Annotated in this window: 12 protein-coding genes; 4 read left to right on the top strand and 8 right to left on the bottom strand. The window is 65.2% G+C overall.

Features of this window, described 5'->3' with window-relative positions; genetic code table 11:
• Nucleotides 1-243: 243 nt before the first annotated feature.
• Both AC3WMA_RS05570 and AC3WMA_RS05575 read left to right on the top strand, forming a co-directional pair.
• Complete coding sequence (locus AC3WMA_RS05570; protein WP_492284377.1) at nucleotides 244-1,422, top strand: hypothetical protein; 1,179 nt, start codon at nucleotides 244-246, stop codon at nucleotides 1,420-1,422.
• A gap of 169 nt (nucleotides 1,423-1,591) precedes the next feature.
• Nucleotides 1,592-1,906 (top strand): hypothetical protein, encoded by a 315-nt coding sequence (locus AC3WMA_RS05575; RefSeq protein WP_492284378.1) that lies wholly within the window; start codon nucleotides 1,592-1,594, stop codon nucleotides 1,904-1,906.
• 6 nt (nucleotides 1,907-1,912) lie between these two features.
• On the opposite strand, the gene AC3WMA_RS05580 is transcribed toward AC3WMA_RS05575, so the two are convergent.
• The 6 genes from AC3WMA_RS05580 to AC3WMA_RS05605 form a co-directional block, all read right to left on the bottom strand.
• Nucleotides 1,913-2,869, bottom strand: a complete 957-nt coding sequence (locus tag AC3WMA_RS05580; protein ID WP_492284379.1) for a succinylglutamate desuccinylase/aspartoacylase family protein — start codon at nucleotides 2,867-2,869, stop codon at nucleotides 1,913-1,915.
• Between the two features lie 11 nt (nucleotides 2,870-2,880).
• Nucleotides 2,881-3,702, bottom strand: a complete 822-nt coding sequence (locus AC3WMA_RS05585) for an ABC transporter permease (RefSeq protein ID WP_492284380.1) — start codon at nucleotides 3,700-3,702, stop codon at nucleotides 2,881-2,883.
• Between the two features lie 9 nt (nucleotides 3,703-3,711).
• Nucleotides 3,712-4,647: an ABC transporter permease gene (locus tag AC3WMA_RS05590; RefSeq protein ID WP_492284381.1), complete on the bottom strand. Its 936-nt coding sequence runs from the start codon at nucleotides 4,645-4,647 to the stop codon at nucleotides 3,712-3,714.
• A gap of 137 nt (nucleotides 4,648-4,784) precedes the next feature.
• Nucleotides 4,785-6,374 carry an ABC transporter substrate-binding protein gene (locus AC3WMA_RS05595; RefSeq protein WP_492284754.1) on the bottom strand — a complete coding sequence of 530 codons (1,590 nt, stop codon included), beginning with the start codon at nucleotides 6,372-6,374 and terminating at the stop codon, nucleotides 4,785-4,787.
• Between the two features lie 216 nt (nucleotides 6,375-6,590).
• Complete coding sequence (locus AC3WMA_RS05600; protein WP_492284382.1) at nucleotides 6,591-8,213, bottom strand: amidohydrolase; 1,623 nt, start codon at nucleotides 8,211-8,213, stop codon at nucleotides 6,591-6,593.
• A gap of 45 nt (nucleotides 8,214-8,258) precedes the next feature.
• Nucleotides 8,259-9,740 (bottom strand): M81 family metallopeptidase, encoded by a 1,482-nt coding sequence (locus tag AC3WMA_RS05605; protein ID WP_492284383.1) that lies wholly within the window; start codon nucleotides 9,738-9,740, stop codon nucleotides 8,259-8,261.
• 192 nt (nucleotides 9,741-9,932) lie between these two features.
• On the opposite strand from AC3WMA_RS05605, the gene AC3WMA_RS05610 reads away from it, so the two are divergent.
• Together AC3WMA_RS05610 and AC3WMA_RS05615 are read left to right on the top strand one after the other, a co-directional pair.
• Nucleotides 9,933-10,955 (top strand): DNA topoisomerase IB, encoded by a 1,023-nt coding sequence (locus AC3WMA_RS05610; protein WP_492284384.1) that lies wholly within the window; start codon nucleotides 9,933-9,935, stop codon nucleotides 10,953-10,955.
• Nucleotides 10,956-11,037: 82 nt separating this feature from the next.
• Nucleotides 11,038-11,244 carry a hypothetical protein gene (locus AC3WMA_RS05615; protein ID WP_492284385.1) on the top strand — a complete coding sequence of 69 codons (207 nt, stop codon included), beginning with the start codon at nucleotides 11,038-11,040 and terminating at the stop codon, nucleotides 11,242-11,244.
• 96 nt (nucleotides 11,245-11,340) lie between these two features.
• Here the strand turns inward: AC3WMA_RS05615 and hemC are convergent, their stop codons facing one another.
• Nucleotides 11,341-12,279 (bottom strand): hydroxymethylbilane synthase, encoded by a 939-nt coding sequence (gene hemC / locus AC3WMA_RS05620; protein WP_492284386.1) that lies wholly within the window; start codon nucleotides 12,277-12,279, stop codon nucleotides 11,341-11,343.
• Nucleotides 12,280-12,384: 105 nt separating this feature from the next.
• Nucleotides 12,385-13,773, bottom strand: a complete 1,389-nt coding sequence (locus tag AC3WMA_RS05625) for an aminotransferase-like domain-containing protein (RefSeq protein ID WP_492284387.1) — start codon at nucleotides 13,771-13,773, stop codon at nucleotides 12,385-12,387.
• Nucleotides 13,774-13,857 lie beyond the last annotated feature (84 nt).

The following is a 13,857-nucleotide window of genomic DNA, read 5'->3' on the forward strand; positions in this document are numbered from 1 at the left end:
CTTCGCCTCCGGTGTGGAAGCGATAAAGCACGTATAAGTTGCAACAACCGGCGCGAACAACCTTATCCCGACATTAACCATACCCGGTAAACTTAATCGGCTCCTAGAAGTATATTTCCGTCGTAAATACGAATTCAGTATCATCACAGTGAAGATAAATTCTAATCCACATTCAACAACCCTTGTAAAATTTGTAAATCATTAACCAATATATTCCATGATCCCGGAAGCATTGGTGAGATCATGGCGATATCGGCGCGCATTATCATCCTGTCGACCCTGACCCTTCACGCCTCACTCGCCTTCGCGACAGAGAAAGCCGCCGAAGAGAACGAAAATTCGATCGCCATCATCGGGCTTCGCGGCGGCTTCGACAGCAACCCGGCGGGCATCCAGGGGGCGAATGGCACGCCCGTCGTCACAACCTATGCAACCTGGGATTATCTTCACGGCACGCTGCAGGACGGCTACGGGCTCAACTTGTCATTGGTCGAGACGCATTACGATCCGCGCGCGCTCGCCTCGGCCCGCGCCCATTCGCTGGCGCTCAAGCACGCCGTCAGCCTCGGCGATTCAACCGTGCTGCAATCCTCGGTAACAGTGAGCGGCGAGCAGAGCTGGTCGCGCCGGAAGAGCAACCTGGCCTGGCGCGAGCGCCTCGACCATGGCATCGGACCGTTCCGCCTCTTTGCCAGCGGCGAAGCGCGCATCACCGCACTGAACGAGCGCAATGTCTTCAATCTCGGCGATTTCCTGCCGCGCGACGAGAATTTCGGCACGCTGGGGCTGACGACAGGCGCGGCCTGGCGCTCGGGCGAGACCGAAATCGGCCTCTCCTTCAGCGCCTCGCGCGTCCATTACATCGAAGGCGTCGACTATCTCGGCTTCCGGCGCGACCATAACCGGCTGCAGCCGAACCTGTTCTTCTCGACGGTGCTGGGCGGCGCCACAATCGAGGGCTCGCTCTCGCCGTTCCGCGCCTATTTCCCGGAGAAGGAATTCGATGCGGTCGAGAGCCTGCTCTATACCGCGAAGCTGCGCCTGCCCTATCAGCGCTTCACGCTCGATCTCGGCTCGACCCGCACGGTGGAAGACACCACCCTGCCCTTCTCCGTCATCAACCTGACGACGGCGCATGAGGCGAAGCTGACGGCGCGGATCGACGACGACAACGCCGTCAGCCTCATCGCCCGGCGCAAGACCGACGATTATGTCGGCCTCGACGCCCGCTCGGACCAGAAGGGCATCGGCATCGACTACCAGCGCAGCTTAAGCAAGGGCTTCACGGCGACCGCCTCCGGCGCCTGGCGCAAGACCAAGGAGACCGGGCTCACGCCCGTGACCTCGTTCAGCGTCATGCTAGGCCTGCAGAAGCAGATCGATCTGAGCCGTATCGGCAAGCCGGACAAGAGCGGCGGGTAGCGGGACGATTTCTCTTCCGTTCAAGAGCATCGCTGGATCCGACAGCCAGTTCCGGCGTTGATTTCGAGCGCTTGCCAGCAACCTCAGCATCCGTTCATCGGAGGCCCGCTAGGAGAGCGACACGCCTCGCCCGGCCCGCTCGTCGGCGAGGAAACGGAAAGGAAGAACCATGCTGCGTCGCCAGCTCACGGTTTCGGCCCTCGCCTGCGCCGTCCTGCTCAGCGCAATACCGGCCCAGGCCCAGTACTATGGCGGCCCTTATCGCGGTGGGCCGTCCTATGACGACGACGATGACGACGATCGCCCGCCGCCGCGGCGCTATTACCGCCGCGACTACGGCTATGAGCGCCCCTCTTACCGGCCGCGCTACGGCAATATCTGCGTGACCGGCCGGGGCGATTGCCCGACGCCGCCTCTGCCCTATGGTTCGAGCTGCGGCTGCGACATCCCCGGCTTCGGCAGCAAGCGCGGCATCGTGCAGTAGCCGCCTTCAGTACCGGCGGGCGCCCTCCGTTCCCAGATAGCAGATGCCCTCGCCGGGATTGGCCTTGGGATTGGGGAAGATGATGAAGCCGTCGCGCGGCATCGTCACCACCGCGCCGTCGGCGCGGCGGGCGATCGGCGTGCCTTTGGCGACGCGGTCGCCGGTCTTCCAGCTCCCCTCGACGCGGTCGCCTTCGGCCTCGCAGATGACAAGGTCGTCCATGTGGACGACGACGCGCTTCTCCGGCGCCGGCGGGGCCTCGTCGGTCAGCCCGAGATGGGCGAGCACGTTGCGGATCGCCTTGTAGCCGACATCGACGGAAGCCGGGTCCTCGTGGCGGCCGCATTCCAGCGTCACGCCATAGCCGCCGGCGAAGCGCATGAACTCCGTCGTACCGAAGCCTTCGGTCACGGCAAGCCGCGGCAGGTTCAGCCGCTCGCGCGCCGCGATCAGCCGGACATAGATGTCGAGCCAGCCATGGATCATCAGGTCGACGCCGAGGCAGGCGGCGAAGGCGGCCTCGGCCGCCCCGTGACGGAAGGGTTCGAGCGTGCCGCGATTGTCGTCCGGCCCGAAGAAGACGAAGGGCACGCCCTCCCCGGTGAAGGAATGCACGTCGAGCAGCATGTCGTGCTGGCGCAGGATGGCCGAGAGGCGGTTGCCGAGCCGATCCTCGTTGTCGACGGGCTGCGGCCGTTCGCGCAGGTCGCGGTTGAGGTTGCGGTCGCCCTCGCGGGTGTTCTGCCTGTAGGCCTTGGGATTGGCGACGGGCAGGAAGGTGACCTCGCCGCGCTGGATCGAGACACGGCCGGCCCGGCAATCCTCGATCACGCGGGCGATGGCGTTCGGCCCACAGGTCTCGTTGCCGTGGACGGCGCCGAAGACGAGGAGCTTCGGCCCCGCCTTCAGCCCGTGGAAGCGGATGGTCTCGAGCGGCGGATCGATCAGGTCTGGCGTGGTCATAGTCTCTGCTGTCAGGCTTTGCGTAGCTGCGAATGCGGGTCGAGGATGTCGCGCAGACCGTCACCCAGCAGGTTGAGGCCGAGCACGGTCATGAAGATGGCGAGACCCGGGAAGATCGAGATCCAAGGTGCCGTGGTGATCTGGTCGCGCGCATCGGAGAGCATGCTGCCCCAGCTCGGGAAGGGCGGACGGATGCCGAGCCCCAGGAAGGAGAGCGCCGCCTCCGCCAGCACGGCGCCGCCCATGCCGAGCGTGCCGATGACAATGATCGGGCCGGCGATGTTCGGCAGGATCTGCAGCAGCATGATGCGCAGGTTGCTAGAACCGAAGGAGCGCGCCGCCTCGACATAGCCCTGCTGCTTGATCGAAAGCGTCGCGGCCCGCGACAGCCGGCATGTATAGGACCAGTTGGTCAAGCCAAGCGCGATCAGCAGGCTGGTCAGGCCCGGCTGAAGGATCGCCATGATGGCGAGTGCGAAGACAAGCGAGGGGATCGACAGCATGAGATTGGTCAGGCCGTTGACGAAATCGTCCCACCAGCCGCCGAAATACCCCGCCGACATGCCCAACGCTACACCGATCACGGTATTGATCAATTGCGAGACGATACCGACCGTCAGCGAGATGCGCGCGCCGTAGAGCACGCGACTGTAGATATCGCGGCCCTGCGCATCCGTACCGAACCAGAACTCGGCGCCGGGCGGGACCTCGGCATTCATCAGGTTGGCGTCCATGACGGGGTCGGTATGCGCCAGCCAGGGCGCCAGCGTCCCGCCGACGACGACGGCGGCGAAGAGCACGCCGCCGATCCATAGGTTAGCTCGGAATTTCATGCCCCGCCCCTAGGTATATTTGATGCGCGGATCGATCAGAGCGCAGAGCACGTCCACGATGATGTTCACGACAAGAAAGAAGAGCACGAGCAGCAGGATGCAGGCCTGGACGACGGGGATGTCGCGCAGCGACACACTGTCGACCAGGAGCGAGCCGATGCCCGGCCAGGCGAAAAGCTTCTCGATCACGACGGCGCCGCCCATGATCGAGCCGAACTGCAGGCCCAGCGTCGTCAGCACGATCACCATGGCGTTGCGCGCCACATGCCAGCGCATCACCCGAACTTCGCTGTTGCCCTTGGCGCGGGCGGTGCGGACGAAGTCGGCATTCATGACCTCAAGCACGGCGGCGCGCGTCGTGCGGGCCAGCAGCGCGAGCGGCGCCACGCCAAGTGCGACCGCCGGCAGCACGATGTAGCGCGGATTGCCGTCGCCATAACCGAAACTCGGGAACCAGCCGAGCACCAGCGCGAAAGCGTACATCAGCATCAGCCCGAGCCAGAACTGCGGCAAGGACAGACCGGACACGGCGATAAACATCGACTGCATGTCGAGCCAGCCGCCTGGCTTCAACGCCGCCAGGAAGCCGAGCGGAATGCCGAAGGCGATGGCGAAAGCCATCGCGGCAATGGCCAGCTGGAGACTGGGCCAGATGCGCTCCAGCAGTGAATTGATCACTGGCTGGCGGGTGCGGAACGAGGTGCCGAGATCAAACGTCGCAAGCTTCATCGCATAGTTCGCGAAGCGCACATGCACGGGATCATCGAGGCCGAACTGCTTGTTCATGCGCGCGACCTGCTCGGCATCGATGACCGAACGACCATCGGACATCTGGGTCGAGGCGAAATCGCCGGGAATGACGCTGAACATCACGAAGATGAGCCCAGCTACCGCAAGCAGAATCGGAATGGACTGCAGCAGGCGGCGGACGACATAGGGCAGCATGATAAACTCCTGATCGCCGCAGCAGGGCGGACTCAGGTCAAGGCTCGAAAGTCCCCGTCACCCCGGACAGACGGCATGGCCGCACCGATCCAGGATGACGGAGGTCGTCGAGCTGGCGAAAACCTCAGCGGAGGCGCTTACTTCGCTGCGGGCGAAGACGCGTCGACCCAGAGATCCTCGTAGCGCTGGAGCGCGAGCTCCGTCGCATTCGGCTGCAGGCCGTGCAGCCAGGGCTGATAGGCCAGAACCGCCTTGTTGTAGTTGAAGAACCAGACCGGAGCCTCGTCCTGCAGCATGGCATTGGCCTTCTTCAGCAGTTCAAGCTTCTTGCCGGCGTCCTTTTCGGCCGCAGCCTCGTCGAGCAGCTTGTCATAGGCCGCGTTCTTGAAGGTGGTGTAGTTGCAGGAGGAGCGCGGCGTCGAGGAGTGGAAGCACTTCAACGCGGTCAGCGCGTCGGGGCCGGAGGTATTCGACCAGATATAGGCCTGGAAGTCGCCCTTCGCGACGACGCCACCGAGCGCCGAGGTCTCGACCGGCTTGACCTTCACCTTGATGCCGACCTTGGCGAGCATCGGGATCGTCGCCTCGACGATCGGGATGCCCCAGCTCTCATTCGGCGTCGCGGTCCATTCGAACTCGAAACCGTCGGGATAGCCGGCTTCTACGAGGAGCTTCTTGGCCTTCTCGGGATCGAAGGCGTAGGGCTTGGCGCCCTTATCGAAGGCCGGGACCGAGCTCGGCAGCCAGCTTACAGCGCGATAGGCCTTGTCGCGGACGAGGCGCTTGATGATGAGTTCGCTGTCGATCGCATAGTTGATCGCCTGGCGCACCCGCTTGTCGGAGAAGGGCTTGAACTCCGGATTCATGCCCATGTTGCGGGTGAAGACCTCGGCGACCTCGAGGATGCCCTTGGAGAGGTTCGGGTCGGCCTTGTAGGCGACATACTGGGTCGAACCGAGGATCGAGACGTCGATCTCCTTGTTGCGGAAGGCGACGTCGCGCGCGGCCGCCTCGCCCATCGGCGAGATCACCAGCTTGTCGGCATAGGGCTTGCCGGCCTTGTAGTACTTTTCCCAGCGATCGAAGACCATGCGCGAGCCGGGAACGTGCTCGACGAACTTGAACGGCCCCAGCCCGATCGGCTTGTTGAAGAAGTCCGGCTCCTGAGCCTCCTTGGCCGGCAGGATCGCCGTGGGCGCACTGAAGAACAGGAAGCCGGGATCGACGGATTCGGTCATCGTCATCTCGATGGTGAAATCATCGATCTTCTTGAGGCCGGAGATCTCCTTGGCCTCGCCCTTGCGGACCTCGGCACCGCCCTTGATGCGCGAGACGTGGCGCGCGCCGGGATAGTTCTTGGAGCCGTCGACAAGGCGATGGAACGACCAGATCACATCGTCAGCCGTCATCTTGCGGCCATTGTGGAAGAAGGCGTCGTCGCGCAGTTTCAGCGTATGCGTCAGCCCATCTGCAGAGGTGGTGAAGCTCTTGACGAGCTCGGGTTCCGGCTTGCCGGCGTTCGAATCCCAGCGGAACAGCATGCCGTGCAGCGCGTAGCCGTAGATCTCGTCCTGGATCTGGTTCGAGACGTGGCTGTCATTGCTGACGAAGGACGCACCATAGGGCGCCGTGAAGCGGATCGTTCCGCCGCGGCGTGGCTCCTGCGCCTGTGCCGAGATGGTAAAGGCCGCCAGCGTCAGCGCGGTGGCAAAGGCAAATTTCTTCAACAACACGATCAATCCTCCCGTTTTTCCATCTGTTCCGGTTGATCCGGACTTGTTTGCTTTCAAGTCGAACCATAACGGCTTTGCCGAGCTTGTCTTCCCCTGCACGCTCAAATTCCCCGAACAGCACCGCGATTCACGATGTCGCGGAGCTGTTCGGAATTCCTGTTCGCATTTTCTTCACGCGAACCGGCCTTTTTCGCCCGAAGATGCTCTAGCTCAAGCGCCACGCTCGAAGACCACCTCGCCGCCGAGAATGGTGAGATCGCAGCGCGTATCCTTGAGGATATCGGCCGGAGCAGCGCTCAAGAGGTCGCGCGAGAACACCGCGACATCCGCCAGCAAGCCCGGCGCGAGCCGCCCCTTCACCTTCTCCTGCTTCTGCGAGAAGGCGCCGAACTCGGTATAGGCCTGCAGGGCCTCCTCGATCGAGACGCGCTGGGCTGCATCCATCACCGTGCCCTTCCAGGTCTCACGCGTCAGCATGGTGTGGAAATTCGGGAAGGGGTTGGGGTCGCAGACCGGCGCGTCGCTACCCGTCGCCGGCTTCAGGCCGAGGTCGAACCAAGTGCGGAACGGATAGCTCGGCATCGCCCGCTCGGGGCCGAGCACCTTCACATAGGCATCGCCGAAATCATGGATGAAGACCTGCTGCGGGCAGGGATAGATGCCGGCCTTGACCATGCGCTCGTGCTGGGCCGGGGTCGAGAAGCCGCAATGCTCGATGCGGTGGCGCCGGTCCGGATCGGGGAAGGCTGCGAGCGCCTTCTCATAGGCCGTGATCAGCTGCTCGATCGCGGCGTCGCCGATGGCATGGCAGACAAGCTGGTAGCCCTTCTTGTGGGCATCGAGCACCATGCGCTCGAGCTCGGCATCCTCCCACATCCAGACGCCGGTGGTCTTGTCATCGCCGAGATAGGGCTCGGTCATCCAGGCGGTGCGGCCGCCGGCCGAACCGTCAAGGAAGAGCTTGACGCCGCCGATCATCAGCATGTTGTCGCCGGTGCCGGAGATCAGGCCCGCATCATAGCATTGCGGCACGATCGAGCGGCCATCGTCGCCCAGCAAGGTGAGCCAAGTGCGGACCGGCAGGCGACCGGCGCGCTTGGCGCGATGATAGGCCGCGATCTCGCGGAAGCCGCCCTTCTGGCCGACGGCGGCATCCATACAGCTGGTGATGCCGAGCGAGAGCAGATACTGCCCGCCGCGCTCGATGCCGGCGATGATATCCTCTTCCGTCGCAGCGGGAATCGCGGCCTGGACCGGGGCGCGCGCGTTCTCGGCGAGCAGGCCGGTGAGGCGGCCGTTCTGCTGCTCGATCAGGCCGCCTTGCGGCGTCGGCGACTTTTCGTCGATGCCGCCGAGGCGCAACGCCTCCGAGTTGCAGATCGCGATATGGCCGCAGGCGCGCACCAGCATCACCGGATTGTTCGGCGCCGCGCGGTCGAGTTCCTCGCGATAGGGATGGCGGCCGGTATCGAGCTTGGTCTGGTCGTAGCCGCGCGAAAGAATCCATTCGCCGGGCTTCGACTGTGCGGCGCGGGCCGAAATAGCGCCCAGCAAGGCTTCCAGCGTCGGCGCGCTCTCCGGCTTGGAATCGACCCAGCCCATGGTCATGCCGAGCGAGACCAGATGCAGATGCGAGTCATTCAGGCCCGGCGTCGCCAGCCGGCCCTTCAGGTCGATGACACGGGTCTTCGGCCCGATCAGCGGCTTGATCTCGGCATCGCTGCCCGCAGCCAGCACCTTGTCGCGGAAGATTGCCAGCGCCTCGACGACGCCCTCCTCGCGCCCGCACCAGATCGGCCCGTTGCGCAATACGATATCGGCCTGAATCGCCATGGTGTTCTCCTCAAGTCCAGTCGTCGCGGCTCGTGAGAGCGGCGGTCAGATATCGTCGAGCGGGAAGATCGGGCGGCGGACCTTCTTGTAGGGCCGCTCCTTGAAGTTGCGGGTCGAGAGCGCGCCGGTATCGACCTCCAGCACCTCGCGCGCGATCGGCTCGAAGGCGGCGCGGAAATGCTGCATCGACTTGACGATCACCGTCGATTTCCGGGTCGGGTCGACGCCGAGCGAGGTGAACTGGGCGAGGTCGGTCGCCTGGCCGTTATGGGTGATGACGATGATCTCGACATCGTCGACGCGCAGCAGGGCCGAGAGGCCGTAATTGCGCCAGACGCCGCCGGCCATCGGGCCATGGCAGAGAAAATAGCCGTCGGTGATGGCGACGACATGGGCGTCGAGATCGAGCGGGCCGCCGCCCATGCTCGGATCGACCTTGCCGCCGAGCTTGATCCGGCCGCGCTTGCCGACGCCGATCGCCTGGGCGATCAGCACGGCCTCGGGGTCGTTGATCGCGTGGAAGCCGACATTCTTCAGCCCGGCATCGAGCACCGCGCGCAGCAGGTTGGTGGCATCGCCATAGGCGCCGGAGCCGGGATTGTCGGAATAGTCCGAGATCACCACCGGCTTGTAGTCGGGCTTTCCGGTATCGGCCTCGCCGGCCTTGGCACGGGCCATGGCCTCGGCCAGCGGCGTGAAATGGATCGAGGAGAAGCGGCGCTGCTCCCAGGCATAGTCCATCAGCTCCTCGGCGATGCCTTGAGCCTTGCCGCGATCATCGGCCGTGACCGCGATCGAAGGGCCAATATCGTGGACGTCGGCCGAGGAGAAGCCGGCCTGGACGCTGACGACGAGCGCGTCACCGGAGGCTTCGAGCTCATCGCCCCGGCGCAGCAATTCGAGGAACGGCGGCGAAGTCGTGCGGCCACCGTCGAGGGCGTAGAGGATCGGGCGGCGGGCGAGCGCGACCTTCGGCTTGATCTCGCCCTTGATCGCGCGCTGCAGCAGTTCGGCCGCCTGCCAGGTCCGCTCGTACTGATCGATATGCGGGTAGGTCCGGTAGGAGATCAGCGCGTTGGCATTGTCGGCCATGAGCTGCGTGACCGTTGCATGGAGGTCGAGCACGGCGACGACAGGCACGTCCGGGCCGATGCGCTTGCGCAGCCGGGCGAGCAATTCGCCTTCGCCGTCATCCGAGCTTTCGGTCGCCATCGCTCCATGGAGATGCAGCAGCACACCGTCGACACCCGGAGTAGCATCGACGATCTGGCCGGCGAAGAGATCGAAGGCGGCATCGGTGACCCGGCCGGACGGGTTGGCGCCGGTCACCAGCGGGTGCACGAGGCTCCAGCCGAACTTGTCGGCCGCTTCGAAGGCCGCGCCCATCGAGGTGCGCGTGCCACGGAAGGCGCCTGGGATCTCGTTGTCGCGGAAGGCGCCATGCGCCCTGAAGGTGGCCTCGTCCGTGAGCTGAACACTGAAGGTGTTCGTTTCATGCATGAACTCGGCGATCAAAACGCGCGGCACCATCATCTCCCCAAACATATCGTTCAATTTTTTTGACAGTCTTGGCGGGACACCTGCGTTCTGGCCACTGATTTTCGCGCATGCATCCCCAGAAACCTGCGCGCTTGTCGAATTGTGGTGAATATGCTCGACTGCGCGGAACCAATTGGACGATGACGCCGTTTTCGCAGCGGAACTCTGCGAGCGCCGCCCATGCCGGTTTCCCCGCACGCTAAACGCCCTGCCGCCGCAACACGACTGCGTCGCGTTTCGTCCGACGAACTCACGATCCGCCGCATCCGCCACGGCCGCTCCTTCGGCTATCGCGATGCGGAAGGCGCCAAGGTCACGGATGCTGACACGCTCGACCGCATCCGGGCTCTGGCCATCCCGCCGGCCTATGCGGATGTGCGCATCGCCGCCGATCCGCGCGCCCATCTGCAGGCAATCGGCCATGACGATGCCGGCCGCGTGCAGCATCGCTATCATCCGGATTGGGAGAAGGTGCGCGAGCGCCGCAAGCTCAAGCGGCTCGCGCGCCTGATCGAGGCCCTGCCGAAGCTGCGCGCCCGCATCGCCGCCGATTTGAAAGCGCGGACGCTGTCGCGCGACAAGGCGCTGGCCTGCGCCGCGACCATCATCGATCGCGGCCACCTGCGCGTCGGCAACGAAGCCTATGCGAAGGAGAATGGCAGCCACGGCACGTCGACATTGCTCAAGCGCCACGTCACGCTGACGAGCACGCGGGTCTCGCTGCGGTTCCGCGGCAAGAGCGGCAAGGAGATTTCCTGCGTGATAGACGATGCGCCGCTGGCTCGCGCGATCGGACGGATCATCACCCTCCCCGGCCGGCGCCTGCTGCAACACAAGAACGAAGACGGTTCCGTCGCACCGATCCACGCGGCCGAGATCAACGCCTATCTCAAGCGCGCCTGCGGCTTGCCCGTCAGCAGCAAGGACCTGCGCATGCTTGCCGCCAATACCGCTGCCGCGGAGTTGCTACTCGCCGGCGAGGCGGTGGCAAGCGAAGCCGGGCGCAAACGGCAGCTCGCCGACATCATGCGCTCGATCTCGGAGAAGCTGGTCAACACACCCGCCGTCGTCCGCAAGAGCTATGTCCACGCGATCGTCATCGAATCCTACGCCAGCGGGCGCTTGCAGAAGACCTATGCCAAGGCGCGCGCGAAGCCTGGCTGCTCGCGCATCGAGCGCGCGCTTGGGCTGCTGGCCGCCTGACAAAAAAGAGGGAGCGACCAGCGGAACCGGGAGGCCCAATTCGACGTTCCGTCGCCGCTGGATCGTCACGGCGGAGGCGGAGATGGACGAAGAGCGGATCACGCGGATCGCGCGGGCAATGTGTCGGGCGGCGCGGCTCGACCCCGACAAGCCGGCCGGCAATGCCGGCCCCTACACGATGTCGATGCGCGAGCCCGGTCCTGCAACGCCGCAGCCCGCCTGGATGCTCTTCCGCCGGGAGGCGGCGCTGTTCGCCTCGCGTCATCGCGATGCTGTCGTCCGGCTCTGAGACAATTTCGGAAGCGGCCATTCGCCTGCATGCGACGGTGGCCAAACGAGGCCCGGCACTCCCCAGGGAGGCCGGGCTTCTTATTGCGCTGCTCGACTACAGCGACTTGAAGCTTGGATAGTGGCTGCGATAGCTCTTTTCGAGGATCGCGACGCCGCCGCGCTCCTTCAAGACACGCGCGACGGACAAGCCGAGCTCGCGGGCCTGCTCCGGTGTCGCGCTTTCATCGGCGACGACGCGCTCCGTGCCCTCGATCGAGGTCACCTGCGCATGCAGCGTCAGGCGACCACCCTGCCAGGTCGCGCAGGCACCCACCGGCAGGCTGCAACCGGCCCCCAGCGCATGCATCATCTCGCGCTCGGCCTCAGTCTCGGCGCGGGCCTTCGGGCATTCGATCGCCTTCAGCACCTCGATCACCGCCGTATCCTCGGCACGAGCCTCGAGTCCCAACGCACCCTGCCCGACGGCATAGGGGAACAAGCTCGGCGCAAGCACTTCCGAAGAGGCGTCGTCCAAACCGAGCCGGCGCAGGCCGGCATGGGCAAGGATCACCGCGTCGAGCGCGTCCTCTCCGCCGATCTTGGCGAGGCGCGGGCCGACATTGCCGCGGATCGGGACGACGGTGACGTCCGGACGCAGGTTCAGGATCTGGGCGCGGCGGCGCAGCGAGCCCGTGCCGACGCGCGCCCCCTGGCGCAGCGAGGCCATGGTCGCGCCGCAGAGCGCATCGCGCGGGTCCTCGCGCGGAGGCACCGAGGCGAGGACGAGGCCTTCATGCAAGGTGGTCGGCAGGTCCTTCAGCGAATGAACGACGAAATCGACCTCGCGCTTCACCAGTTGCTGCTCATGCTCAATCGCGAAGACGCCGACCATGCCGAACTGATGGAACTCGGAGACGCGGTCGCGATCAGCGATGGTGGCGATCTGGCAGAGGGTGAACTCCGCCTGCGGGAACTTCTCCCGGATCAGGCCCATGACGTGGTTGGTCTGGGCCATCGCCAGCGGGCTGCGGCGCGTGCCGATCCTCAGATGCATGATATCAAAGCTTTCGGTCCTGTCCGGCCGGGCCGGTTGTTGCCGCGGTCTATATCAGGGGGGCGCCGGGCTGACGAGTGCGGTGCAAGCCCAAGCTGCGCTGGATCAATCGTGCGCGGATGCGCCGCCTTGCTGCCGCATCGTCGCCATCGCTTGCCTGAGCACCTCGAACACGCGCGGATCACGCGACTGGGCGACGTTGAAGCGCATGAAATGTCCGGCCGTCTGGGCGACGCTGAAGACATTGCCCGGCGCGAGAACCACCCCCTGCATCACGGCCAGGCGGGCCAGCTCGGCGGAATCGATGTCTTCGGGCAAACGGCACCAGAGATAGAAGCCGCCGCGCGGCATTAGCCAGGGGCGAATCCCAAGTGTTTCCAGCCGCGCCGCGACCTCGCGCCGCGCCTGGGCCAGGCGACGGTGCAATTCCTCCATATGCTTGCGATAGCTGCCGCCGGCGAGGACCCCCGCGAGCAGTTCCGTCGAAACCGGGCTGGGGCCGCCGAAATTGGTCGCGACCTGCAGGTCGACCAACCCCTCGATCCAATCGGCCCGCGCCGCGATATAGCCGCAGCGCACGGCCGCCGAGAGCGTCTTCGAGAAACTGCCGATGCGGATGACGCGCTCCAGCCCGTCGAGCGCCACCAGGCGCGCCGTGGGCTCGGGCTCGAAATCGGCGAAGATATCGTCCTCGACGATGATCATATCGTTGGCGGCAGCCGTGCTGAGCACGCGATAAGCGGCCTGCGGCGACAGGCCGGCGCCGGTCGGGTTGTGCAATCCGGAATTGGTCAGGTAGAGGCGCGGACGCTCGGCCGCGACCACAGCCTCGAACGCGGCGATGTCAGGTCCTGTCGACGTATAGGGCGCGCTCAGCACACGCACCTGATGCGCCCGCAGCAAAGCCTGGAAGTTGAAATAGCAGGGATCGTCGACGAGGACGGCATCGCCCGGCCGCAACAGGAAGCGGCAGATCAGGTCGAGCGCCTGCGTGCCCGAACCGGTCAGCATGAGCTGTTCGGGCGAGGCCGCGAGCCCGGCCTCGGTGAAGCGTCCAAGCAGGAGGCGGCGCAGGACGGAGGCGCCGCGCGTGCCGCCGTAATCGGTGAGGATCGCCCCCTCGGCGCGCGCCAGGGACCGGAAGCCACGACGCAAGGCCTCTTCCGGCATCCAGTCGGCCGGAAGCCAGCCGCAACCCGGCTTCAACGCGCCGGGTTCGGCATCGAGCGACTGGCGGGAGACCCAGAACGGATCGACGACCAGCTCCTGCGGCGAAGCCGCCTGCGTCAGCGCCAATGGCGGTAGGCCGCCGCCGGTGACATAGAAGCCGGAGCCTTGCCGCGCGCGGATCAGCCCCTCGGCAGCGAGTCGATCATAGGCCTCGACGACTGTGGAGGGCGAAACCTTCATCGTCGTCGCAAAGCCGCGGATCGAGGGCAAGCGGTCGCCCGGGGCGAGCGTCCGCGCCGCCAGACGGCCGCGAATCGCTGCCATCACCGCCTCCGTTCGCGTCGCTGCGGGCCCGGCCGTGGTGATTGTATGCTCATTCATAGCCATACAGTTTGCCATGAATGTATC

The organism is Allobosea sp. FW305-C-101, assembly GCF_058783685.1.

Bases quoted from the DNA above. Each gene is read 5' to 3' on its own strand.
- AC3WMA_RS05575 (WP_492284378.1), top strand. From the start codon at position 1,592: ATGCTGCGTCGCCAGCTCACGGTTTCGGCCCTCGCCTGCGCCGTCCTG.
- AC3WMA_RS05625 (WP_492284387.1), bottom strand. From the start codon at position 13,773: ATGGCAGCGATTCGCGGCCGTCTGGCGGCGCGGACGCTCGCCCCGGGC.
- AC3WMA_RS05600 (WP_492284382.1), bottom strand. From the start codon at position 8,213: ATGGCGATTCAGGCCGATATCGTATTGCGCAACGGGCCGATCTGGTGC.
- AC3WMA_RS05610 (WP_492284384.1), top strand. From the start codon at position 9,933: ATGCCGGTTTCCCCGCACGCTAAACGCCCTGCCGCCGCAACACGACTG.
- hemC (WP_492284386.1), bottom strand. From the start codon at position 12,279: ATGCATCTGAGGATCGGCACGCGCCGCAGCCCGCTGGCGATGGCCCAG.
- AC3WMA_RS05615 (WP_492284385.1), top strand. From the start codon at position 11,038: ATGGACGAAGAGCGGATCACGCGGATCGCGCGGGCAATGTGTCGGGCG.
- AC3WMA_RS05585 (WP_492284380.1), bottom strand. From the start codon at position 3,702: ATGAAATTCCGAGCTAACCTATGGATCGGCGGCGTGCTCTTCGCCGCC.
- AC3WMA_RS05570 (WP_492284377.1), top strand. From the start codon at position 244: ATGGCGATATCGGCGCGCATTATCATCCTGTCGACCCTGACCCTTCAC.
- AC3WMA_RS05590 (WP_492284381.1), bottom strand. From the start codon at position 4,647: ATGCTGCCCTATGTCGTCCGCCGCCTGCTGCAGTCCATTCCGATTCTG.
- AC3WMA_RS05580 (WP_492284379.1), bottom strand. From the start codon at position 2,869: ATGACCACGCCAGACCTGATCGATCCGCCGCTCGAGACCATCCGCTTC.